The 21,871-nt window shown below is 60.3% G+C and carries 19 protein-coding genes; 3 read left to right on the top strand and 16 right to left on the bottom strand.

Annotation, left to right across the window (positions count from 1 at the left end; translation table 11 throughout):
- Nucleotides 1-57: 57 nt before the first annotated feature.
- The 9 genes from pstB to M0D69_RS31200 form a co-directional block, all read right to left on the bottom strand.
- Nucleotides 58-813, bottom strand: a complete 756-nt coding sequence (gene pstB, locus M0D69_RS31240) for a phosphate ABC transporter ATP-binding protein PstB (protein ID WP_031363387.1) — start codon at nt 811-813, stop codon at nt 58-60.
- Between the two features lie 156 nt (nt 814-969).
- Nucleotides 970-1,866, bottom strand: a complete 897-nt coding sequence (gene pstA, locus M0D69_RS31235; protein WP_301785715.1) for a phosphate ABC transporter permease PstA — start codon at nt 1,864-1,866, stop codon at nt 970-972.
- The gene (gene pstC / locus M0D69_RS31230) at nt 1,863-2,846 is read right to left on the bottom strand and encodes a phosphate ABC transporter permease PstC (protein ID WP_301785714.1); all 984 of its coding nucleotides are present in this window, start codon (nt 2,844-2,846) and stop codon (nt 1,863-1,865) included. The genes pstA and pstC overlap by 4 nt, the downstream gene beginning before the upstream one ends.
- A 93-nt stretch (nt 2,847-2,939) precedes the next feature.
- Nucleotides 2,940-3,971 (bottom strand): phosphate ABC transporter substrate-binding protein PstS, encoded by a 1,032-nt coding sequence (pstS, locus tag M0D69_RS31225; RefSeq protein WP_301785713.1) that lies wholly within the window; start codon nt 3,969-3,971, stop codon nt 2,940-2,942.
- Between the two features lie 367 nt (nt 3,972-4,338).
- Nucleotides 4,339-5,697, bottom strand: coding sequence for a phosphoglucosamine mutase (glmM, locus tag M0D69_RS31220; RefSeq protein ID WP_301785712.1), 1,359 nt, complete (start codon nt 5,695-5,697; stop codon nt 4,339-4,341).
- Between the two features lie 95 nt (nt 5,698-5,792).
- On the bottom strand, nt 5,793-6,689 hold the full coding sequence (gene folP, locus M0D69_RS31215) for a dihydropteroate synthase (RefSeq protein ID WP_301785711.1): 897 nt from the start codon (nt 6,687-6,689) through the stop codon (nt 5,793-5,795).
- A 173-nt stretch (nt 6,690-6,862) separates the two neighbouring features.
- Complete coding sequence (ftsH, locus tag M0D69_RS31210; RefSeq protein WP_047844686.1) at nt 6,863-8,758, bottom strand: ATP-dependent zinc metalloprotease FtsH; 1,896 nt, start codon at nt 8,756-8,758, stop codon at nt 6,863-6,865.
- A 197-nt stretch (nt 8,759-8,955) separates the two neighbouring features.
- Nucleotides 8,956-9,618: an RlmE family RNA methyltransferase gene (locus M0D69_RS31205; RefSeq protein WP_047844687.1), complete on the bottom strand. Its 663-nt coding sequence runs from the start codon at nt 9,616-9,618 to the stop codon at nt 8,956-8,958.
- A complete protein-coding gene (locus M0D69_RS31200; RefSeq protein ID WP_301785710.1) occupies nt 9,618-9,935 on the bottom strand; it encodes a hypothetical protein in 318 nt (105 codons plus the stop codon). Before M0D69_RS31200 ends, M0D69_RS31205 begins: the two co-directional genes overlap by 1 nt.
- Before the next feature lie 64 nt (nt 9,936-9,999).
- On the opposite strand from M0D69_RS31200, the gene M0D69_RS31195 reads away from it, so the two are divergent.
- Nucleotides 10,000-10,554 carry a YhbY family RNA-binding protein gene (locus M0D69_RS31195; protein WP_301785709.1) on the top strand — a complete coding sequence of 185 codons (555 nt, stop codon included), beginning with the start codon at nt 10,000-10,002 and terminating at the stop codon, nt 10,552-10,554.
- Between the two features lie 69 nt (nt 10,555-10,623).
- On the opposite strand, the gene M0D69_RS31190 is transcribed toward M0D69_RS31195, so the two are convergent.
- The 7 genes from M0D69_RS31190 to gloB form a co-directional block, all read right to left on the bottom strand.
- A complete protein-coding gene (locus M0D69_RS31190) occupies nt 10,624-11,145 on the bottom strand; it encodes a DUF4149 domain-containing protein (RefSeq protein WP_301785708.1) in 522 nt (173 codons plus the stop codon).
- Nucleotides 11,145-11,621: a transcription elongation factor GreA gene (gene greA / locus M0D69_RS31185; RefSeq protein ID WP_301785707.1), complete on the bottom strand. Its 477-nt coding sequence runs from the start codon at nt 11,619-11,621 to the stop codon at nt 11,145-11,147. Before greA ends, M0D69_RS31190 begins: the two co-directional genes overlap by 1 nt.
- 154 nt (nt 11,622-11,775) lie before the next feature.
- Nucleotides 11,776-15,030 carry a carbamoyl-phosphate synthase large subunit gene (carB, locus tag M0D69_RS31180; RefSeq protein ID WP_301785706.1) on the bottom strand — a complete coding sequence of 1,085 codons (3,255 nt, stop codon included), beginning with the start codon at nt 15,028-15,030 and terminating at the stop codon, nt 11,776-11,778.
- Nucleotides 15,031-15,077: 47 nt separating this feature from the next.
- Complete coding sequence (gene carA / locus M0D69_RS31175) at nt 15,078-16,217, bottom strand: glutamine-hydrolyzing carbamoyl-phosphate synthase small subunit (protein ID WP_301785705.1); 1,140 nt, start codon at nt 16,215-16,217, stop codon at nt 15,078-15,080.
- Nucleotides 16,218-16,582: 365 nt separating this feature from the next.
- Nucleotides 16,583-17,818, bottom strand: coding sequence for an MFS transporter (locus M0D69_RS31170; RefSeq protein ID WP_301785704.1), 1,236 nt, complete (start codon nt 17,816-17,818; stop codon nt 16,583-16,585).
- Nucleotides 17,819-17,923: 105 nt separating this feature from the next.
- Nucleotides 17,924-19,579 carry a transglycosylase SLT domain-containing protein gene (locus tag M0D69_RS31165; protein ID WP_301785703.1) on the bottom strand — a complete coding sequence of 552 codons (1,656 nt, stop codon included), beginning with the start codon at nt 19,577-19,579 and terminating at the stop codon, nt 17,924-17,926.
- Nucleotides 19,580-19,736: 157 nt separating this feature from the next.
- Entirely contained in the window at nt 19,737-20,540 is an 804-nt protein-coding gene (gloB, locus tag M0D69_RS31160) for a hydroxyacylglutathione hydrolase (RefSeq protein WP_301785702.1), read from the bottom strand.
- An 18-nt stretch (nt 20,541-20,558) separates the two neighbouring features.
- Here gloB and M0D69_RS31155 point away from each other — a divergent pair, with 18 nt between their 5' ends.
- Nucleotides 20,559-21,404 (top strand): class I SAM-dependent methyltransferase, encoded by an 846-nt coding sequence (locus M0D69_RS31155; protein ID WP_047844696.1) that lies wholly within the window; start codon nt 20,559-20,561, stop codon nt 21,402-21,404.
- On the top strand, nt 21,404-21,862 hold the full coding sequence (rnhA, locus tag M0D69_RS31150) for a ribonuclease HI (RefSeq protein ID WP_062084660.1): 459 nt from the start codon (nt 21,404-21,406) through the stop codon (nt 21,860-21,862). The genes M0D69_RS31155 and rnhA overlap by 1 nt, the downstream gene beginning before the upstream one ends.
- Nucleotides 21,863-21,871 lie beyond the last annotated feature (9 nt).

Here is a 21,871-nt window from a genome sequence, read left to right as displayed (position 1 = left end):
TGTGCTCCTGAAGTCCTTTTTTAGCCCGTATGACTGTGCGAATGATTCACCGCAGACTCAACCAAACCGACCGGTAATGTAATCTTCCGTTTCCTTGCGGGACGGCTTGATAAAGATTTTTTCCGTATCGCCGAATTCAATCAATTCGCCCAGATACATATAAGCAGTGTAGTCCGAACAACGCGCCGCCTGCTGCATGTTGTGCGTGACGATCACTACCGTGTAGTCATCTTTTAGTTCGGCGATCAATTCTTCAATGCGGCCGGTCGAAATCGGGTCGAGTGCGGAACACGGTTCGTCGAGCAACAGCACTTCAGGCCGGATCGCAATGCCGCGCGCGATGCACAGGCGCTGCTGCTGTCCGCCCGACAAGCCGTAGCCGCTTTGCTGCAGCTTGTCCTTCACTTCGTTCCAGAGCGCCGCTTTGGTCAGTGCCCATTCCACGCGGTCGTCCATCTCCGAGCGCGACAGCTGTTCGAACATCTTCACGCCGAACGCGATGTTGTCGTAGATCGACATGGGGAACGGCGTCGGCTTCTGGAACACCATGCCCACGCGCGCGCGCAGCAGCGAGATGTCGCGGCTGGTGTCGAGCAGGTTGTTGCCATCCATCAGGATCTCGCCTTCGGCGCGCTGCTCCGGATACAGCGCGTACATCTTGTTGAACGTGCGCAGCAGCGTGGACTTGCCGCAACCCGACGGTCCGATAAACGCCGTCACCTTGTGTTCGGGAATGCGCAGGTTAATGTTCTTCAGCGCGTGAAACTTGTTGTAGAAGAAGTTGAGGTTGTTCACCTCGATCTTCGGTTTCATCGACCCTGCCGGGGGCGAGTGATGCGTCGGCTTGAAACTGCCGGGTATCGCGCCTCGCTCCACCGGGTTCGTGCCGGAGTTATCACCGCTGCTGGCCGGATTCGCGTTCCGGGTGCTCACATCGCTTGCGACTGTGTTCATGGAAAGATTTCCGCCTTATTTTTTCGAGAAGATCGCGCGTGCCAGGATATTCAGACCGAGCACGCCGAGCGTGATCAGGAACACGCCGGCCCACGCGAGCGCTTGCCATTGCGGGAACGGGCTCATCGCGAACTTGTAGATCGTGACGGGCAGGTTGGCCACTGGCTGATTCATATCCCACGAGAAGAACTGGTTGGACAGCGCCGTGAAGAGCAGCGGCGCTGTTTCACCGGTGATGCGTGCTACGGCAAGCAGTACACCCGTCACGATGCCGCTTACCGACGCCTTCAGCGTAATCGAGACAATCATCTTCCACTTCGGCGTGCCGAGTGCGAAGGCCGCTTCGCGCAGCGCATTCGGCACGAGTCTCAGCATGTTCTCGGTCGTGCGGATCACGATCGGAATCTGCAGCAACGCGAGCGCGATTACGCCGGCCCAGCCGCTGAAGCGACCCATTTGCGCGACCACCAGTGCATACACGAACAAGCCGATCACGATCGACGGCGCCGACAACAGGATGTCGTTGATGAACCGCGTCACACTCGCGAGCCAGCGCTTGTCACCATATTCGGCAAGATACACGCCCGCAAGAATCCCGAGCGGCGTGCCAACGAAGGTCGCGAGAAGCACAAGCATCAAGCTGCCGACAATCGCGTTCAGCAAACCACCGCCGTCCGTATTAGGCGGGGGCGTGTTCTGCGTGAACAGATCGACCGACAAACCGCCGATACCCAGCTTGACCGTAGTGAACAAAATCCAGATAAGCCACAACAAACCGAACGCCATGGCCGCGAGCGACAACACCAGCGCGACCACATTCTTGCCGCGGCGGCGCCGCTGCAACTTGATCCGCGTGGCTTCTTCCCGTTCCGGATTGCCGGAACCGGGGAATTGAGTAGTGGTCCGGGTCACTTGCCACCCTCCCCTTTTTCGAGGCGAAGCAGCATGAGCTTGGAGAGCGAAAGCACGATGAACGTGATCAGGAACAGAATCAGGCCGAGCTCCATCAGCGCCGATGTATGCAAGCCGGGACTCGCTTCAGCGAATTCATTCGCGAGCGCCGAGGTAATGCTGTTGCCTGGAGAAAACAGCGATACGTTGTCGAGCAGATTGGTATTGCCGATCACGAACGTCACCGCCATGGTCTCACCGAGCGCGCGGCCGAGGCCGAGCATCACGCCGCCGATAACACCGGTTCTTGTGAACGGCAGCACGATTTTCCACATTACTTCCCAGGTCGTGCAGCCAATGCCATACGCCGATTCCTTCAGCAGGACCGGTGTGACTTCGAACACGTCGCGCATCACGGCCGCGATGTACGGAATGATCATGATCGCCAAAATCACGCCGGCGCAGAGAATGCCGATGCCGATGGGCGGCCCCTGGAAAAAACGGCCGATAAACCAGACGTTGCCGAGCAGATGACCCAGCGGTTTTTCGAAATACGTCGCGAAAATGGGCGAGAAGACCAGCAGACCCCACATGCCGTAAACAATCGACGGGATCGCTGCAAGCAGTTCGATTGCCACGCCAAGCGGCCGGCGCAGCCACGCGGGCGCGAGCTCGGTCAGGAACAGCGCGATGCCAAAGCTCACCGGCACGGCGATGATCAGCGCAATGATCGAAGTGGCGATGGTCCCGTAGATAGGAACGAGCGCGCCGAAACTATCGGTCTGTGGATCCCAGTCCGCACGCCAGAGAAAACTGAGACCGAATTTTTGAAGCGTAGGCAGCGAAGCCACCACCAGCGACACAATAATGCCGCCCAGCAGCAGCAGCGTGACGACAGCGGAGAGCCGTGTCAGTCCACCGAAAACGATATCACCGAGCCGGCTCGGAGCGCGTTGAGCGCGGCTGGCGGGCGGAGTCGATGAGAGATGAATGTCCGACATGGGAGCCTTCGGAAGGGCCGCGCGGCGGATGCCGCGCGGCAATACGGAACAAGAAGCCAGATGCTTGTTGCTTACCGCTTGCTGACCTGCAGCTTACTGTGCGACAGCCTTGCCCGATGCGTCCTTGACCTTCGCCTTCCATTGCGTTTCGATTTCAGCGACAACCGAATCAGGCAGCGAAATGTAGTCGAGTTCGTTAGCAGCTTGCGTACCGTTCTTGAACGCCCAGCCGAAGAACTTCAGCGTTTCCGCGCCTTGCGCTTCCTTTTCCTGCGTCGTGTGGAGCAGCACGAAGGTCGCGCCGACGATCGGCCATGCGTCCTTGCCCGGCTCGTTCGTCAGGATCTGGTAGAACGACTTCGACCAGTCCGCGCTCGCTGCGGCTGCCTTGAACGTTTCCGTCTTCGGCTCGACCACTGCGCCCGCTGCATTCTTCAAGTCGACATACGTCATCTTGTTTTGCTTAGCGTACGCCCATTCCACGTAACCGATAGCACCCGGCAGACGCTGAACGAACGCGGCGACGCCGTCGTTGCCCTTGCCGCCCGTGCCCGTCGGCCAGTTGACCGTCGAACCTTCACCCACCTTGCTCTTCCACTCGGCGTTCACCTTGGACAGATAGTTCGTCCAGATGAAGCTCGTGCCCGAACCGTCAGCGCGGCGCACGACAGCAATGTCCGTATCCGGCAGCTTCAGCTTCGGATTCAACGCGACGATAGCCGGATCGTTCCACTTCTTGATCTTGCCGAGGTAGATGTCGCCGAGAACTTCACCCGACAGCGTCATCTCGCCCGCCTTGATGCCCGGCACGTTGATTGCCGGAACCACGCCGCCCACGACTGTCGGAAACTGGAAAAGCCCCTGTTTGGCCAGCTCGTCGTCCTTCAGCGGTGCGTCCGAGCCAGCGAAATCCACCGTCTTCGCGATGATTTGCTTGATGCCGCCCGAGGAACCGATACCTTGATAGTTGACCTTGCCGCCGCCCGACTTCTGGTACGTATCGGCCCATTTCGTGTAAATCGGTGCAGCAAAGGTACTGCCCGCGCCGGTGATGTCAGCAGCTTGCGCCGACATCGCAAACATTGCGCCGACGATGCTTGCGAGCGCGGTGTGCATCAATTTCATGTGATCTCCAGGGTTGTGAGCAAGTGGCTCGACACCGCGAAGGATAGGGTTTAAATGTGACAGTCAGATGACTATCCATGAAGACAGCGTGACAACCAGCTTACGATCATGAAAGTTTCTTGTACGGGGTTTTAGCCGCCGAGGCCAAGCGGGATGGGCGTTGGAGGCAACCTGGAGAGGTTTCTTTCAATGATTGGCGAGACGGACCGATGCCCCTTCATGTGGCGATCCATGTTACGGAAATAATTTTAGAAAGCGCGTGCTTTTTAAGCGTTTTCGAAACTACGGATTCGTGGACGGCGCTCACATGCAAAAACGCCACGGAGCGAACCGTGGCGTTTTCCTCGCGCCGATGCTTCGGCTCGCGTCAGGTTGTCGCGTCCTTCACGACCTTGGCGATGCTTTCCGCATGCGCGATGGCGTCCGTTTGCGACGCTGCCTCGACCATCACGCGCAACACCGGCTCGGTCCCCGAGGCGCGGATCAGCACCCGGCCATGCGAGTCCAGCGCGCGCTCGGCATCCGCAATCGCCCGCTTGATGGCGTCGCTGCTCTTCCAGTCGGCGTCCGGACTCATCCGCACGTTGATCAGCTTTTGCGGGAACAGCGTCACGCCTTCGAGCAGATCGGCAAGCTCCTTGCCGCTGCGCTTGATCGCCGCGAGCACAAGCAGCGCCGAGACAATGCCGTCGCCCGTGGAATGCCGGTCGAGCGACAGGATATGCCCCGATCCTTCTGCGCCGAGCATCCAGTTGTTCTCACGCAGCTTCTCGAGGACGTAGCGGTCGCCAACGGCGGCGCGCACCAACTGTACGCCCGCCCCCTTCAGCGCGACCTCCACGGCCATGTTCGTCATCAGCGTGCCAACCGCACCGTCCACGTGTCCGTCCGTCGCGATGCGGTCCTTCACCAGCACGTAGAGCAATTCGTCACCGTTATAGAGCCGGCCCGAGGCGTCGACTACTTGCAGGCGGTCTGCATCGCCATCGAGCGCAATGCCGATATCCGCGCGATGCTCTTTCACCGCCCGCACGAGCGCGTCGGGCGCAGTGGCGCCGACGCCGTCGTTGATGTTAAAGCCGTTCGGTGACACGCCAATCGACACCACTTCCGCGCCAAGCTCGTGGAACACCTGCGGCGCGACGTCGTACGCAGCGCCATGCGCGCAGTCCACCACCAGCTTGAGACCGTGCAGGTCGAAGCTGGCCGGGAACGTACTCTTGCAGAATTCGATGTAGCGGCCACGTGCGTCGTCGAGCCGGCGTGCCTTGCCCAGCAGTTCGGACGGCGCGCAGGACATGGGTTCGTCAAGTTGCGCTTCGATCTGCAACTCGACTTCGTCCGGGAGCTTGTTGCCATCGGCGGAAAAAAACTTGATGCCGTTGTCGTAGTAAGGATTGTGCGACGCGCTGATCACCACACCTGCCGCGAGACGCAGAGCACGCGTGAGGTAGGCGACGCCCGGCGTCGGCATCGGGCCGGCCAGCATGACGTCGACGCCCGCCGCCGAAAAACCCGACTCCAGCGCTGCTTCCAGCATGTACCCGGACACCCGTGTGTCCTTTCCGATCAGCACCGTCGGACGGCTGCCGCGCTGCGCCCACCGATCCGCGCCCGCCAGCACCTTGCCGGCGGCATAACCCAGCCGCAACACGAAATCAGGCGTGATCGGCGCTTCACCGACCTTGCCCCGAATACCATCCGTACCAAAATATCGACGTGCCATTGTTTCGTTCTTATCCTTGCGCAAAATTAAGCGCGAACCGTGAATTCCCGTACTTGCGATGCGTTCGCAAAGTTCATGCCGTCAAATGTTGCCGTTCATTGCGTCGCGTTGCCGGCAGCGCGCACCGCCTGCCATACTTTTAACGCGTCGGAAGTCGCCGCGACGTCGTGAACGCGCACTATCGCCGCGCCTCGTTGCGCCGCGCACACCGCCGCCGCCACACTCGCCGCCACGCGCTCGGCCGGTTGCGTTCGTCCGGTCACAGCACCGAGCATCGACTTGCGCGACATGCCGGCCAGTAGCGGCACACGCAAATTCGAAGGCCGTGTCTCGGCGAAATGCGCTAACAAAGCGTAATTATGATCGATCACGGACTTGCCGAAGCCGAATCCAGGATCAAGGCAGATCCGTTCCAAGGCGATTCCCTCGCTCGTCAGCGTCCGTACCCGTTCCTCGAAGAATTCCCGCACCTCCGTCACGACGTCGCGATACACCGGTTCATGGATTTGCATGGTTTGCGGCTCGCCGAGCATGTGCATCACGCAGACACCGCACGTGCTGTCTTTCACCGCATCAACTGCGCCTTCGCGGCGCAAACCCCAGATGTCGTTGACCATATCCGCGCCGGCGTTCAGCGCAGCGCGCATCACCGCGGGCTTGTAGGTATCGATGGAAAGCGGTACACCCGCCGACCGCAACGCTTCGATTACCGGAATCACACGCGCGAGCTCTTCGTCGAGCGGCACGGGCGGTGCGCCTGGACGTGTCGATTCCCCGCCAATATCGATAATGTCAGCGCCATCGCGAATCATGTCGGCAGCCTGCGCGAGCGCGGCGTCACGCGCGACAAAACGGCCGCCATCGGAAAACGAATCCGGCGTGACGTTGAGAATGCCCATGATCAGCGGACGCTCGAAGCTCAGCCTGAAGCGACCGCATTGAAGCGGTTGCGCGACAGCGTGATGAGCGTTTGAAAGGGGTGACGACTGCATAGTGGTCCAGCCAGGCAATTGAATTGAAGAGTCAGAAACGTTTGCGCGTGCCGATTCAAGGCGCCTACAGCAGCTATTAAGCAATCCTCGGCGAGGCCGGTAAATATGCGCCACAACGAAAAAGGGCTGGTGTGAGAACACACCAGCCCCTTCCACATTGCTTCAGGTTCGCGTCAGGCTGAAGCGGGAGCCGTGGCGTTACCCGGTTTGACTTCCGCGCCGGTATTTCCACCACCCGACGACGGATCGCTCGACGGCGGCGGCAGATTCTTCGGCGGACGCGGCGGACGACCGCCCATGATGTCGCTGATCTGGTCTGCGTCGATGGTTTCCCACTCCAGCAGCGCCTTCGTCATGGCTTCGACCTTGTCGCGGTTGTCTTCCAGCAGCTTGCGGGCCAAACCGTATTGCTCGTCGAGAATCCGGCGAATCTCGGCATCGACCTTTTGCTGCGTGGCCTCGGACACCGTCTTCGACGCCATCTTGCCAAACATGCCGTCCTGCTCCGTATCGACATACACCATCGTGCCGAGCACATCCGACATGCCGTAACGCGTCACCATATCGCGCGCCATTTTCGTTGCGCGCTCGAAGTCGTTCGAAGCACCCGTGGACATGGAGTTCAGGAACACTTCTTCCGACGCCCGGCCACCAAACAGAATGGCGATTTCCTCGAGCATCTTGTCGCGATACAAGTTCACGCGATCATGTTCCGGCAACTGCCAGGTCACGCCCAATGCCCAGCCACGCGGCATGATGGTGACTTTGTGGACCGGATCGGCATGCGGCAACAGCTTCGCCACCACCGCGTGACCCGACTCGTGATAAGCAGTATTGCGGCGCTCTTCTTCGCGCATCACGGCAGACTTGCGTTCCGGACCCATGAAGATCTTGTCTTTCGCGTCTTCGAAGTCCGCCATCTCGACGATCCGCTTGCCGCGGCGAGCTGCGAACAGCGCTGCTTCGTTCACGAGATTCGCCAGATCGGCGCCCGAGAAGCCCGGCGTGCCGCGTGCGATCACTGAAGCGTCGACGTCGTTCGAAATAGGTACCTTGCGCAGGTGAACCTTCATGATGTGTTCGCGGCCGCGGATATCTGGCAAGCCAACATATACCTGACGGTCGAAACGGCCCGGACGCAGCAACGCCTTGTCCAGCACGTCGGAGCGGTTGGTCGCAGCGATCACGATCACGCCGGAATTCGCCTCGAAGCCGTCCATTTCCACCAGCATCTGGTTCAACGTCTGTTCGCGCTCGTCGTTACCGCCCCCCATGCCGGCACCGCGATGACGGCCCACAGCATCGATTTCGTCGATAAATACGATACACGGTGCGTGCTTCTTGGCCTGCTCGAACATGTCGCGGACTCGAGCCGCACCCACACCGACGAACATTTCCACGAAGTCCGAACCCGAGATGCTGAAGAACGGCACTTTCGCTTCGCCCGCGATAGCGCGTGCAAGCAGCGTCTTACCTGTACCCGGAGGGCCGACCAGCAGCACGCCGCGCGGAATACGCCCGCCGAGCTTCTGGAATTTCTGCGGATCGCGCAGGAAGTCAACGAGCTCGGAGACTTCCTCCTTCGCTTCGTCACAGCCGGCCACATCGGTAAAATTGATCGCGTTGTTGTTCTCGTCGATCAGCCGCGCTCGCGACTTGCCGAACGAAAACGCTCCACCTTTCCCGCCGCCCTGCATCTGCCGCATCATGAAGAACCAGAAGCCGATGATCAGGATCGTCGGTCCGAGGTAATACAGCGCGGACACCAGCGCGTTCGGTTCGTCGTCGGCCTTGCCGCTGACCTGTACGCCGTACTTCATCAAGTCGCCGACCATCCAGATATCGCCAGGCGACACGATCTGATATTTCTGACCGTCTGCGGGAGTGACGGTGAGATTACGGCCCTGAACGGTAACGGTCTTGACCTTACCGGTCTTCGCATCGTCCATGAATTGCGAATACGAAACACCTTCCTGGACGCGGGGCTTGTCGAACTGCTTGAACACCGTGAACAGCACCAGTGCGATAACCAGCCACACCGCTGCCTTAGAGAACATATTGTTGTTCAAAGCACCACTCCTTCACTCATAGACGGGCGCCTACATTCGCCTTGCGGCACCACGAAAGCATTCTAATCCAGACCGCAAACCCCTGCTATAGCCTTTAACTAGCGCGGAGATAGCGGTCGGGACCTGATTTCCGGACACATCCGGCAAAAATGCCCGCTGAAGCAACCGGTCCAGCGCGGCGTTTTCACCAACAACTCTCAATCACGACGCTTGAGTTGCCTGCCCAAAATAAACGTTTCGGACGATTTATCGCGCGACGCCTTTGGCTTGCGCGGCGCGACGATTTTGAATTGATGCTTGAACTTTTCCACTATTTGACTATAGCCGCTGCCATGAAAACATTTCACCAGCAAAGCACCATCCGGTTTCAAATGGTTCTGCGAGAAGTCCAGCGCCAGATCGCACAGATGTTCCATTCGCGCTGCATCCGCACTGGCAACACCTGAGAGGTTGGGGGCCATGTCGGAGATTACAAGGTCAACTTGATGGTCTCCGACGATTTCCTTCAGTTGGTCCAGCACCGAGTCTTCACGAAAATCGCCCTGAATGAAGGTCACGTCGGCGATAGGCTCCATGGGAAGCAGGTCGAGCGCAATGATCTTCCCGTCGATCCCGCCTTCGCGCGTTTCGCCGCGCTTGGACCCCTTGGCCAATTGGTTGCGCGCGTACTGGCTCCAACTGCCCGGTGTCGAGCCCAGATCCACGATGATCTGGCCCGGTTTGATCAACTTGTCCTGCTCGTCGATCTCCTTCAGCTTGTACGCCGCGCGCGCCCGGTAGCCCTCGCGCTGCGCGAGCTTCACGTACGGGTCGTTGATGTGGTCGTGCAGCCACGAGTAATTGAAGCGGTTTTTTGCCATTAAGAATGAACTCTTGCTGCGTGAAGCTGTGCTTTTAGCGGATAATACGCGTCTAATTCGGGCTGCTGCTCATTTATGAGGCAGCCTTCGTCGATGTGGGCAGCCGATTTCGGCGCCGTTGTGCCCTGTGTTTGCCAGCGGCGTTTGCCAGAAGCCAAGGCTGATAACGTGCTTTCGGCCTTTCTGGCAACGGGCGGCGTCCGGGCTCCGGCGATTAAAGATTCGTTAAAATCAAGTCCGTTTGCTCGCCGCACCGCCTCGCGCCGTCCGTCATTTTCTCGAGCAAGGCGTCCGCCCTGCCCGTCTTTGTTTTGCAATCGCGACCGTTTAGCCGCTTTTACGCTACGGCGCCTCTCATTTTAGTCGAGTCCGTTACTTCTCATGCCAGCTCTTAAACTTTCTCCCGCCCAACGCGCCGACCTGCGCTCCCAGGCTCATGCGCTCAAGCCCGTCGTACTCGTTGGCGGCGAAGGGCTGACCGAAGCCGTGCTGACCGAGATCGAGGTGCATCTCGCAGCACATCAGCTCATCAAGATCCGCGTTTTCGGCGACGACCGCGAAGCCCGCACCGCAGCCTACGCCGAAATCTGCGACCGGCTGAACGCGGCGCCGATCCAGCAAATCGGCAAATTGCTCGTAGTGTGGCGCCCGGAAAGCGACGAAGTCGCCAAGCCTTCGCGCACGGCCGGGGTCCGCGGCGCCAATCGCGTGGCGCCTCCCAGTGCCGGCGAAGCCGCTGCCGAAACGTCGTCGAAAGGACGTGCGCCACGTGTGGTCAAGGTCGTCAAGATCACGCGTGACGCGCCTGTGGTCCGCAAGCCGAAGAAGCAAAAACTGCTGGTTCGCGGCAACGAACGTGTGACGGCTGGCGGCAACGTCAAGCGCGCAAAGAAGCGTCTGCCCAGCGCCAAGCGTCACCATCAATCGTCGAAATAAGTTTTTCCGGCTTGTCCGGAAAGCAGAAAGCCGGTGTTGCCCGATTAGCTCGGGTAACACCGGCTTTTTTTAACCGCGTGCGCGACGTGCTGCGACGCTGGCCGTTTTTCCCTTCGGAATCACTGTTTGCGTGGGAAACCGTCCCGGCGGCAGGCGCCAGAACAACACCAGTCCCAGCACGCTTTCGATCAGATAGAACGCGCTCGACACCCCGTGCAGCAAACCAAAGCGGCTTGCATACGGCGATTGCGCGAGTTCCATCCCGCCTTCCTGTGCCGCCACTCGCAGCGCGCTCATGAACGGTTGCAGGGCGAAATAGCCAACCAGCACACACACCAGCATGGCTGCGATAACCCAGCGGGTGCGCTTGTATTCGACGAAACCCGTGCGGACGAGACGGTTAGCCATCACCAGCAGCACCAGCGCGCACACCACGCCCAGCATGCCTTCGATGCGAAACAGTTGCGCCGCGACCGATCCCGCCGAGGTCCGGTCGAGCATACTGAACAGCACAGGCGCTGCCACGTACCCCAGCGTCAGCATGCTGCCGACCCAGATCATGGCGACGATCCGAAAGAATCGATGGGCCATCAGACGTACTTGACCGCGATGACTTCGTATTCGCGCGCGCCGCTCGGAGCCTGCACCGACGCCACGTCGCCCTCGCTCTTGCCGATCAGCGCACGCGCGATCGGGGAGCTGATGGAAATCAGCCCATGGTCGATATCCGCCTCGTCGTCGCCGACAATCTGGTAGGTCACTATGTCGCCCGTGGCCGTCTCTTCCAGCTCGACCGTCGCGCCGAAGATCACCCGGCCGTCGGCTTCCACCGCCGTCGGGTCGATAACCTGCGCGCCGGCCAGCTTCGACTCGATCTCGGCGATGCGGCCCTCGATAAAGCCCTGCTTCTCCTTGGCCGCGTCGTATTCGGCGTTTTCCGACAAGTCGCCCTGCGCGCGCGCTTCGGCAATCGAATTCACGACAGCCGGACGCTCCACGGATTTGAGGCGTTGCAATTCGTCGCGCAGCAGCGCTGCGCCGCGTTTGGTCAAAGGAACTGTGCTCATAAACAACTCATTACGCAAAAATGCAGACGTAAAAAAATTACCGCGGTTAAGTGCATCTCCCGGTAAAAAAGGGAGACGCCGCTTAACCGCGGCCCTTGAAACTTAGAACTTCATTTGGAGACTGCTGATACTGCTGAGACTCGAATCAGAAGCCTTAGTTTAGGCGAGCATGCAGTCCTTGTAAATCATAGACTTCCAGGTCCTTCAGATATCGCAGACCTTCGACCGCCGCGCGCGCGCCCGACATGGTCGTGTAGTACGTGACCTTGTTGGCCTGCGCGCTCATGCGGATCGAGCGGGAATCGGCGATGGCAGCTCGGGTTTCGTCGACGGTGGTGAAGACCAGCGCAATCTCGCCGTTCTTGATCATGTCCACGATGTGCGGCCGGCCATCCTTGACCTTGTTGACCACTTTCACCGGCACGCCCGCTGCCTGGATGGCGGCGGCCGTGCCCTTCGTCGCGACGATCGGATAACCCAGTTCGTGCAGCATGGTCGCAACTTCCACGGCCTTCTGCTTGTCCGCGTCCATCACGGTGAGGAGAACCGTGCCGCTTTCCGGCAGGCGCGAGCCGGCCGCGAGCTGCGACTTGAACAACGCCTCGCCGAACGTACGTCCCACGCCCATCACTTCGCCGGTCGAGCGCATTTCGGGTCCGAGCACCGGGTCGACAGCCGGGAATTTCACGAATGGGAACACCGCTTCCTTGACGCTGAAGTACGGCGGAATCACTTCCTTCGTGACGCCTTGATCGGCCAATTTCTGGCCGACCATCGCACGGGCGGCGATCTTGGCGAGCGGCAAACCAGTCGCCTTCGACACATACGGCACCGTGCGCGAAGCACGCGGATTCACTTCGAGCACGTAGATCACGTCCTGCTTCGTGCCGTCTTCACGCGGCACTTGCTGGATCGCGAACTGCACGTTCATCAGGCCGATCACGTTCAGCGCGCGCGCCATGGCGCCGGTCTGGCGCTTGAGTTCATCGACAGTTTCCTGCGACAGCGAATACGGCGGCAGCGAGCATGCGGAGTCGCCGGAATGCACGCCCGCCTGTTCGATGTGCTCCATCACGCCGCCGATAAACACCGCTTCGCCATCCGAAATACAGTCGACGTCACATTCGATCGCGTCATTCAGGAAGCGGTCGAGCAGCACCGGCGAATCGTGCGAAACCTTCACGGCTTCGCGCATGTAGCGTTCGAGATCGCGCGGCTCGTGGACAATTTCCATCGCGCGTCCACCGAGCACGTACGACGGACGCACAACCAGCGGATAACCGATTTCTTCGGCGAGACGCAGCGCTTCGTCTTCGGCGCGCGCCGTGCGGTTCGGCGGTTGACGCAGGTTCAGGTCCTGCAGCAGCTTCTGGAAGCGCTCGCGGTCTTCGGCGGCGTCGATCATGTCCGGCGACGTGCCTATGATCGGCACGCCGTTCGCTTCAAGGTCCAGCGCCAGCTTCAACGGCGTCTGACCGCCGTACTGCACGATCACGCCAACCGGCTTTTCCAGTTCGACGATTTCGAGCACGTCTTCAAGCGTCAGCGATTCGAAATACAAGCGGTCAGACGTGTCGTAGTCGGTGGAAACCGTCTCGGGATTGCAGTTGACCATGATCGTTTCATAGCCGTCTTCGCGCATCGCCAAGGCTGCGTGCACGCAGCAATAGTCGAACTCGATGCCCTGTCCGATCCGGTTCGGGCCGCCGCCCAGCACCATGATTTTCTTTTTGTCGGTCGGATTCGCTTCGCACTCTTCCTCGTAGGTCGAGTACATGTAAGCGGTTTTCGTCGCGAATTCGGCCGCGCATGTGTCCACGCGCTTGTAGACCGGACGCACCTTCAATGCATGACGATGCTTACGCACAGCCGTTTGATCCGAGCCGAGCAACTTGGCGAGACGTCGATCCGAGAAACCGCTCTGCTTCAGATACAGCATCTCGTCTTTGGTCAGGCTCTCGATCGTGCGGCCGCTCAGCGCCTTTTCCTTCGAGACGATCTGTTCGATCTGCGCGAGGAACCACGGGTCGATTGCCGTTTCTTCGAAGATTTCTTCGGCGGTCAGGCCGAGACGGAACGCGTCGCCGAGGAACCAAATGCGGTCCGGACCCGGCTCGCCTATCTCACGAATCACTTCGTCGCGGCTGGTGGTCTTTTCGTCGAGTCCGTCGACTCCTACTTCCAGACCGCGCAACGCCTTTTGGAACGATTCCTGGAACGTGCGGCCAATCGCCATCACTTCACCGACCGACTTCATTTGCGTCGTCAGGCGTGCATCGGCTTCGCGGAATTTTTCGAACGCAAAACGCGGAATCTTCGTGACCACATAGTCGATGGTCGGTTCGAACGACGCCGGCGTCTGACCACCGGTGATCTCGTTCTTCAACTCATCGAGCGTGTAGCCCACGGCCAGCTTCGCTGCGACCTTGGCGATCGGGAAACCCGTCGCCTTCGACGCCAGCGCCGACGAGCGCGACACACGCGGATTCATCTCGATGACGACCATGCGGCCGTCTTTCGGATTGATCGCGAACTGCACGTTCGAACCGCCCGTATCCACACCGATCTCGCGCAGCACGGCGAGCGACGCGTTGCGCAGGATCTGATATTCCTTGTCGGTGAGCGTTTGCGCCGGCGCGACCGTGATGGAGTCGCCGGTATGCACACCCATCGGGTCCAGGTTTTCGATCGAGCACACGATGATGCAGTTGTCCTTGGTGTCGCGGACCACTTCCATCTCGAACTCTTTCCAGCCCAGCAGCGACTCTTCGATCAACAATTCACGCGTCGGCGACAAATCCAGTCCGCGACGGCAAATCTCCTCGAACTCTTCTTTGTTGTAGGCAATCCCGCCGCCCGATCCGCCCAGCGTGAACGAAGGACGAATGACGGTCGGATACCCGCCGCTGCCGGTCTGCGCGGCGATATCCGCCTGCACCTGCAGCGCTTCTTCCATGGAATGCGCGATGCCCGACTTGGCCGAACCGAGGCCGATCTTCGTCATCGCTTCCTTGAACTTCTGGCGGTCTTCGGCTTTATCGATAGCTTCCGGCGACGCGCCGATCAACTCGACCTTGTACTTTTCCAGCACGCCGTGGTGGAACAAATCGAGCGCGCAGTTCAGCGCGGTCTGTCCGCCCATGGTCGGGAGAATTGCGTCGGGACGTTCTTTATCGATGATGCGCTCGACGACTTCCCACGTGATCGGCTCGATGTAGGTCACATCGGCCGTGTTCGGGTCGGTCATGATCGTCGCGGGATTGCTGTTGACGAGAATGACCTTGTAGCCTTCCTCGCGCAGCGCCTTGCAAGCCTGCGCGCCCGAATAATCGAACTCGCACGCCTGACCGATGATGATCGGCCCCGCGCCGATGATGAGGATGCTCTTGATGTCTGTCCGCTTCGGCATAACTGCTCTCAATGATTGTGTTGCTGTGTTCTGTGCGTTGCGTCTATTTAAGCTGCGACTTTCTGCGCTTCCATCAGCGTGACAAAGCGATCGAACAAGTACGCGATATCGTTCGGTCCGGGCGATGCTTCCGGGTGCCCCTGGAAGCAGAACGCGGGTTTGTCGGTGAGCGCGAAGCCTTGCAGCGTGCCGTCGAACAGCGACGTGTGCGTGACTTTTGCGTTGGCGGGCAGCGTGGCGGCATCGACGGCAAAACCGTGATTCTGCGACGTGATCACCACGCGGCCATTCTCAAGATCCTTCACCGGATGATTCGCGCCGTGATGGCCCGTTTTCATCTTCATGGTCTTCGCGCCGACGGCCAGACCCATGATCTGGTGGCCGAGGCAAATGCCGAACGTGGGAATGCCGCGCTCGATGAACTCGCGCGTCGCGCGGATTGCGTAGTCGCACGGCTCCGGGTCACCGGGGCCGTTCGAGAGGAAGATGCCGTCGGGATTCAGCGCGAGCGCATCGGCGGCGGTCGATTCAGCCGGCAGCACGGTGACGTGACAACCGCGCTCGGTCAGCATGCGCAGAATGTTGTACTTGACGCCGAAATCGAACGCGACGACGCGAAACTTCGGCGCCTTCTGCTCGCCGTAGCCGCTTTCCAGACGCCATTCGGCCTGGGTCCACTCGTACTTCTCTTTGGTGGAGACGACCTTGGCGAGATCCATTCCCGACAAACCCGGAAACGAGCGCGCGAGTTCGAGGGCTTTGGCTTCATCATCGCCGGCGAGAATGCAGCCGTTTTGGGCGCCCTTGTCACGCAGAATGCGCGTGAGTTTGCGAGTATCGATGTTGGAAATCGCGACGACGTTCTCTGCTTTCAGATAGTCGGCGAGGGATTGTTCGGAGCGGAAATTCGATGCGAGCACCGGCAGATCCCGAATGATCAGCCCGGCGGCATGGACTTTGGTGGATTCGACGTCTTCAGCGTTCACACCGACATTGCCGATGTGCGGATACGTCAGCGTGACGATTTGCTGGGCGTAGCTCGGATCGGTCAGGATTTCCTGATAACCGGTGATCGCGGTGTTGAACACCACTTCACCGATAGTGTGACCGGACGCGCCGATCGAGTGACCACGAAAGACCGTGCCGTCGGCGAGTGCGAGGATTGCGGGAGAGAATGACGGCAACACGGGAGGCTCCTTTGGAACACCCTGTTTGCCGACCTGTCATCCGACCGTGGAGTCGCGCGCGGCCGTAAAGTGGCGCGCGCAGACCCGCATCGCGTTCGATTGCGTCGGGCGCAAAACCCGCCGTTTTCTGCCTGTATCGCTCCAGTGACTGGACGCGCGAATCAGGCGTTTGGCGGGATGCGCGCGTGCTGCAAGGCGCGGCGGATGAACGGTGAGTGGGAGGTAGGCGCTAGGGTGTAGGTTGATTTGCTCAAACCTTCGAATTATAGCCCGAAACCGCCCGTCCTTCCAAATTTGAGACACATCGCACGCAAGACGCGTTCCAGGCGAGGCGCTGCGGGCCTTATCCGGTGGCCATGCAGCGATTACGACGGCACGCCGCCGCGCTTTTCGAGAACGCTGCTCGGCAAGACGTACCAGATGGCGCTGGCGATCTGCAGCGCGATCAAGACACCCCACGCACTCAGGTGCGCCGCTGCAGGATAGTGGCCGCCCTGGGCGGGCCAGCGTGACAGCATGGCGCCTATGCCCACCTGCAATCCGAAGATCAGGATGAACAGCACCAGCGTGAGCGTGCTGTGCGCGCGACCGATCATGTGCGTCGGAAAATACTCGGCCATCACCGCGTAGCTCAGGATGCCCGTGCCGCCGAAAATGCCGTAGCACGCGATCAGCAAGGCCGGCGAAATCGGCGCACGCACGAGCATCAGCACCTGGACGAGCACGAACAGCGCCATGCCGAAGCCGCAGAACGCGTAGACGGTGACGCCGCGCTTTTGCAGACCGCGCGCCGCCACGCCGAAACCGACGCAGCCGATCATCATCGCGACACCGAGCACCGATACCAGCACCGCGGCGTATTGGGCGCTGAGGCCCATGACATCAAGGAGATAGGGACGAATCCAGAGCGACTGCATCGCATAGAAGACGCCCTGCGTGACGACCGAAAACGATGCGATCTTCCAGAACGCGCCGCTGCCAAGGATGTGCCAAGTGCCCTTGAATTGCGTGAGCATGTCGGCCTTGCGATGCACACCGTCACGATGCTCCGGCGCGAACAGGTAGATTGCCGCCGCAACCGCGAGTGTCATCGCGACAAGGCCGAAGCAGACGTTTCGCCAGTCGGTCACGCCGAGCAGCATGGCGAGCGGCGAGCCGACCACCACGCCGCCGAGGCCGCCAACCGCCATCACGAGGCCGTTGACCATTGGCAATTGCGCCACGGGCAGAATTTGCGCGAGCGCCTTGAACGCGGCGCTCATGCAGACGGACACGCCCACGCCGATCAGCAGCCGCCCCAACATCATCGTGCCGATACCGTGCGCCGCGCCAAACACGCCGATCCCAAGCGCGGCGAACAACAGCATGCCTGCGGTGACCCGGCGCGGGCCAAAGCGATCGAGCAACATTCCCACGGGAATTTGCGCCGCCGCGAAGCCGAGAAAATATAGCGACGTGAGCAAACCGAGATCCGCGCCTGATAAACCCAGATCGTGCGTGATGTAAGGCGCGAAGCCGAGATTCACCCCGCGGAAGACGTACGAGACGAAATATCCGGCGGAAAACAGAAAAAAGACGCGAAACCGAACGGAAGACGTCATGTGCAGCGCGGGGGTTTTTGAAATGAAGCGGAAGTTTAACGCGCGCGCGCAAGTGAAAACGCCGTCACCTTGGTGACGGCGTGGATTCTTGATCGCGCGGACAGGTTATTGTTTCTTCTTGTCTGCCGACTTGGTCGATTGCGTGGTTTTCGATACCGCTGCGGGTTTTACCGCAACCGATTTGGACGGCGCGCTGGATTTTTCGGCCACCCGCCTCACCTTGACCGGCGCGCTCGTTTTGCCGCCGCGCGCAGCCGTGCTCTTCGATTCCGGCACGTGCGTGCCGATCTTCGTCACGCCACCTTTGTTCCGGCTTGACGCGGCCACCGTTTCCACGCGCACCGGGCCGGGTTCGGCCGGGACCGAGCGCCCAACCGGGACGTGCAGCACGATCAACTGACCGGGCATAACTGAATCCCGGTGAGTGCGGTTCCAGCTTTTAACCTGCCCTACCGATACATTGTAGCGATCGGCGAAAGTCGACATCGATTGCGCGCGGCGAACGCGGATCAGCATCTTGCGGGTATCGGGGACATCTGGCTCCACGGCCAGCATCGCGCTTTCGGCGACGTCGGCGCTGATGTCCTCGTCGTCGTCATCGCTGCGCGGCACCACGATAGTTGAGCCCGCCTTCAGCCGCATGCCGGCCGGAATGCGGTTCACCGACATCAGCGTATCCGCGTCCACACCAATCTTCTGCGCGATAACCGCAGGCGTCGCACGCTCGCTCACCGTATAGGTCGTCCACGACGACAACGCGCCCGAATATGACTTCAGGTTTTTCTGGAAGGCGCTGGCGTTATCGAAGGGAAGCAGGATTTGCGGGCTCGTCGCGCCGAGAATCACCGGCTTCGCAAACGATGGATTGAGCGAACGGAACTCCTCCACCGTCATGCCGGCAAGCTTGGCGGCCATCGTCACGTCCATGTCGCGCGACGTGGTGACCGTCACAAAATAGGGGTGGTTCGGGATATCCGGCAGCGCCAGCCCGTACATCTGCGGATTCGCAATGATGTTCTTCACCGCCTGCAGCTTCGGGACGTAATTGCGCGTCTCGTTCGGCATGCGCAGGCTTTGATAGTCCGTCGGCAAACCCAGCGCCTCGTTTTTCGCGATCGCGCGCTGCACACTGCCCTCGCCCCAGTTGTACGCGGCGAGCGCCAGGTGCCAGTCGCCGAACATGTCGTGGAGACGCGAAAGATAGTCGAGCGCCGCACTGGTCGACGCCAGCACATCGCGCCGCTCGTCCTGAAACATGTTCTGCTTCAGGTTGTAGTCGCGGCCCGTGCCCGGCACGAACTGCCACATGCCCGCGGCCTTCGCGACCGACAGCGCCTGCGGGTTATAGGCCGACTCAATGAACGGCAGCAACGCGAGTTCAGTCGGCATGTGCCGCTGCTCGAGTTCCTCGACGATGTGATACAGGTATTTTTGCGAGCGGCCGGTCATACGTTCGACGTAATCCGGGCGCTGCGCGTACCAGTTCACCTGCATGTCGACGAGGTCGCTTTGCAGGTCGGGAATCTGGAAACCGCGGCGGATACGCGCCCACAAATCGCCGTCAGGTCCGGAAAGCGAATCGACGGACGTCTTGTCGACGTTGATCGTTTCCTTGGCGGTGGCGTTCTTGCGGATTGCGTCTGCTACGGCTTGCTGATTCTGGGCGGAAGGGAGTGAAGAAAGGGAGTTGGTCGCTGTCGGTCCCTGGCTGGCACATGCAGCCAATGTCAGGACGAGGAGCGCGCTAAAAATCAATCGCATGAACGTCTCGGATTCCAAAAAATGTGCTTGGAAATTTGGACCCGATAGTACGGAACCGCATTCACCACGTCAATATAAACGCAAAAAACATAAAATAATCCGAGGCCTGCAATGGTTTTCCACGTTTCAGATGAAGATAACCGCAGGCGTGAACGGGTTAGCGAAATTTGTCCTTCCAGCCGCGCATCAGCGTGAACGCATCGAGCCGGTCGCGCACCGGGCGTTCGAACTGCGCGGCGAGCGTGGCTTGCACGTTTTTTTCACCGACGCGCAGGAACGGATTCGCCTGGCGTTCGTGCAGGAGCGTGGTCGGAATGGTCGGCTGGTTGCGCGCGCGCAGTTGTTCCACTTGCTTCTGCCATTCGGCCAGCGCCGCGTTGTCCGGCTCGGCTGCGCGCGCGAAACGGATGTTCGACAGCGTATATTCGTGTGCGCAGTGAACCAGCGTGGCGTCGGGAAGGGCGGCAAGCGCATCGAGCGAGTTCAGCATTTGCTGCGGCGTGCCTTCGAAAAGACGGCCACAGCCGCTCGCGAACAGGGTGTCGCCGCAAAAAAGATGCGGTGTGCCTTGCGGGTCGTTCGGCTGGAAGTACGCGATGTGTCCGGCAGTATGTCCGGGCACATCGATAACCGAGCATTCCAGCGCCGGACTCGCGATACTAACGTGATCGCCCTGCTTCACACGCCGCGTCAGATGCTCGATAGCCTCGCCAGCCGGGCCGATCACCGGGATTTCCCCATCCGCCGATTGGCTAACGAGCAGTTTTGCGACGCCGCCGACGTGGTCGTGATGGTGGTGCGTGAGTAAAATAGCGGTCAGCCGCCAACCGCGTTTCGTCAGATACGCTTCGACGGGCGCGGCGTCGCCCGGATCGACCACGACGGCATCTTGACCGTCGGATATCAGCCAGATGTAGTTGTCTTCGAACGCCGGAACCGGCACGTACTCAAGCGTTTTCATAAGGCGACTCACCCGAACATGTCAGAGCGAACGATTATAGACTGGCCCGCCTGGACGGTTTCCGCGCCCGGCCGCTACGTGCTCGACTGGGAACAGGCACAGCTCGACCGCGTGGTATCGGATATTTTCGGCTATCACGCGCTGCAGCTCGGCCTGCCCGGACTCGACGCGTTGCGCGAAAATCGCATGCCCTATCGCGGCCTTGTGCTCGATACCGCGAGCGCCGCAAGCTCGCCGTTTACGCTGCCACCGCCGGTTTCGCCCGACGCACGGCCGGGCGTGACGTCGTTGCCATCGGCGAGCCGTGGCCTGCACGCGCCGGAGGGACGCAGCGCCGTGTGGTGCGATCTGCTCGATCTGCCGTTCGAGGCGCAGAGCGTCGATCTGCTGGTCATGCCGCATACGCTGGAATTCACGAGCGATCCACATCGGTTGCTTAGAGAAGCCGAACGTGTGCTCATGCCCGAAGGACAGTTGATCATTCTCGGCTTCAATTCGCTGAGTCTCTGGGGGGCGCGGCAATCGCTCGGCAAGGTTGCTGGCAAGCCGTTCGTCCCTTCCGCGCACGAAATGATCGCGTTCACGCGGATCAAGGACTGGATCAAGCTGCTCGGATTCGACCTTGAACGCGGACGCTTCGGCTGCTATCGTCCGCCTCTTCTCACCGAGCAGTGGCTGGCGCGCTATCAGTTCATGGAAGCCGCCGGTGACCGCTGGTGGCCGATCTTCGGCGCGGCCTACATGATCACGGCCATCAAGCGTGTGCGCGGCATGCGCCTGATCGGGCCGCGCAAGCTGAAAAAACCCGCCCTCGCGCCGGGCCTCGCCCCGGTCGCCGCGCCGCATACACGCAACGAGCATTGATGACCTTAGACACTACAGACAAAGTAATCGACATCTATACCGACGGCGCCTGTAAAGGCAATCCCGGCCCTGGCGGCTGGGGCGCGCTGCTGCGCTTCGGCGACCAGGAAAAGGAATTGTTCGGCGGAGAAACGCCGACGACCAACAACCGCATGGAGCTCATGGGCGTGATTTCGGCGCTCGAGGCGCTCAAGCGGCCGTGTCGCGTGGTCATTCACACCGATTCGCAATATGTCCAGAAGGGCATCAGCGAATGGATTCACGGCTGGAAGAAGAAGAACTGGATGACGGCGGCGAAAACGCCGGTCAAGAACGCGGATCTCTGGAAGCGGCTCGATGCACTTGTCGGTCAGCATCAGATCGAATGGCGCTGGGTGAAAGGCCATTCGGGCCATCCGGAAAACGAACGCGCCGATGCGCTCGCGAATCGCGGCGTGACTTCACTCGCCGAAGGCTAATTACTTATC

The sequence above is a fragment of the Caballeronia sp. SEWSISQ10-4 2 genome (assembly GCF_030464885.1).
In the GTDB taxonomy this organism is placed as follows: Bacteria; Pseudomonadota; Gammaproteobacteria; order Burkholderiales; family Burkholderiaceae; genus Caballeronia.
Note: the sequence above shows the minus strand (reverse complement) of the source record. Positions and strands in the feature narration are given on the sequence as shown.

Excerpts from the sequence above, each read along its gene's own strand:
- pstC (WP_301785714.1), bottom strand. The coding sequence starts at position 2,846 with ATGTCGGACATTCATCTCTCATCGACTCCGCCCGCCAGCCGCGCTCAA.
- M0D69_RS31190 (WP_301785708.1), bottom strand. The coding sequence starts at position 11,145 with ATGGCCCATCGATTCTTTCGGATCGTCGCCATGATCTGGGTCGGCAGC.
- folP (WP_301785711.1), bottom strand. The coding sequence starts at position 6,689 with ATGCAGTCGTCACCCCTTTCAAACGCTCATCACGCTGTCGCGCAACCG.
- pstS (WP_301785713.1), bottom strand. The coding sequence starts at position 3,971 with ATGAAATTGATGCACACCGCGCTCGCAAGCATCGTCGGCGCAATGTTT.
- pstB (WP_031363387.1), bottom strand. The coding sequence starts at position 813 with ATGAAACCGAAGATCGAGGTGAACAACCTCAACTTCTTCTACAACAAG.
- M0D69_RS31205 (WP_047844687.1), bottom strand. The coding sequence starts at position 9,618 with ATGGCAAAAAACCGCTTCAATTACTCGTGGCTGCACGACCACATCAAC.
- gloB (WP_301785702.1), bottom strand. The coding sequence starts at position 20,540 with ATGAAAACGCTTGAGTACGTGCCGGTTCCGGCGTTCGAAGACAACTAC.
- M0D69_RS31155 (WP_047844696.1), top strand. The coding sequence starts at position 20,559 with ATGTCAGAGCGAACGATTATAGACTGGCCCGCCTGGACGGTTTCCGCG.
- carB (WP_301785706.1), bottom strand. The coding sequence starts at position 15,030 with ATGCCGAAGCGGACAGACATCAAGAGCATCCTCATCATCGGCGCGGGG.
- M0D69_RS31195 (WP_301785709.1), top strand. The coding sequence starts at position 10,000 with ATGCCAGCTCTTAAACTTTCTCCCGCCCAACGCGCCGACCTGCGCTCC.
- M0D69_RS31170 (WP_301785704.1), bottom strand. The coding sequence starts at position 17,818 with ATGACGTCTTCCGTTCGGTTTCGCGTCTTTTTTCTGTTTTCCGCCGGA.
- glmM (WP_301785712.1), bottom strand. The coding sequence starts at position 5,697 with ATGGCACGTCGATATTTTGGTACGGATGGTATTCGGGGCAAGGTCGGT.
- M0D69_RS31165 (WP_301785703.1), bottom strand. The coding sequence starts at position 19,579 with ATGCGATTGATTTTTAGCGCGCTCCTCGTCCTGACATTGGCTGCATGT.
- greA (WP_301785707.1), bottom strand. The coding sequence starts at position 11,621 with ATGAGCACAGTTCCTTTGACCAAACGCGGCGCAGCGCTGCTGCGCGAC.
- rnhA (WP_062084660.1), top strand. The coding sequence starts at position 21,404 with ATGACCTTAGACACTACAGACAAAGTAATCGACATCTATACCGACGGC.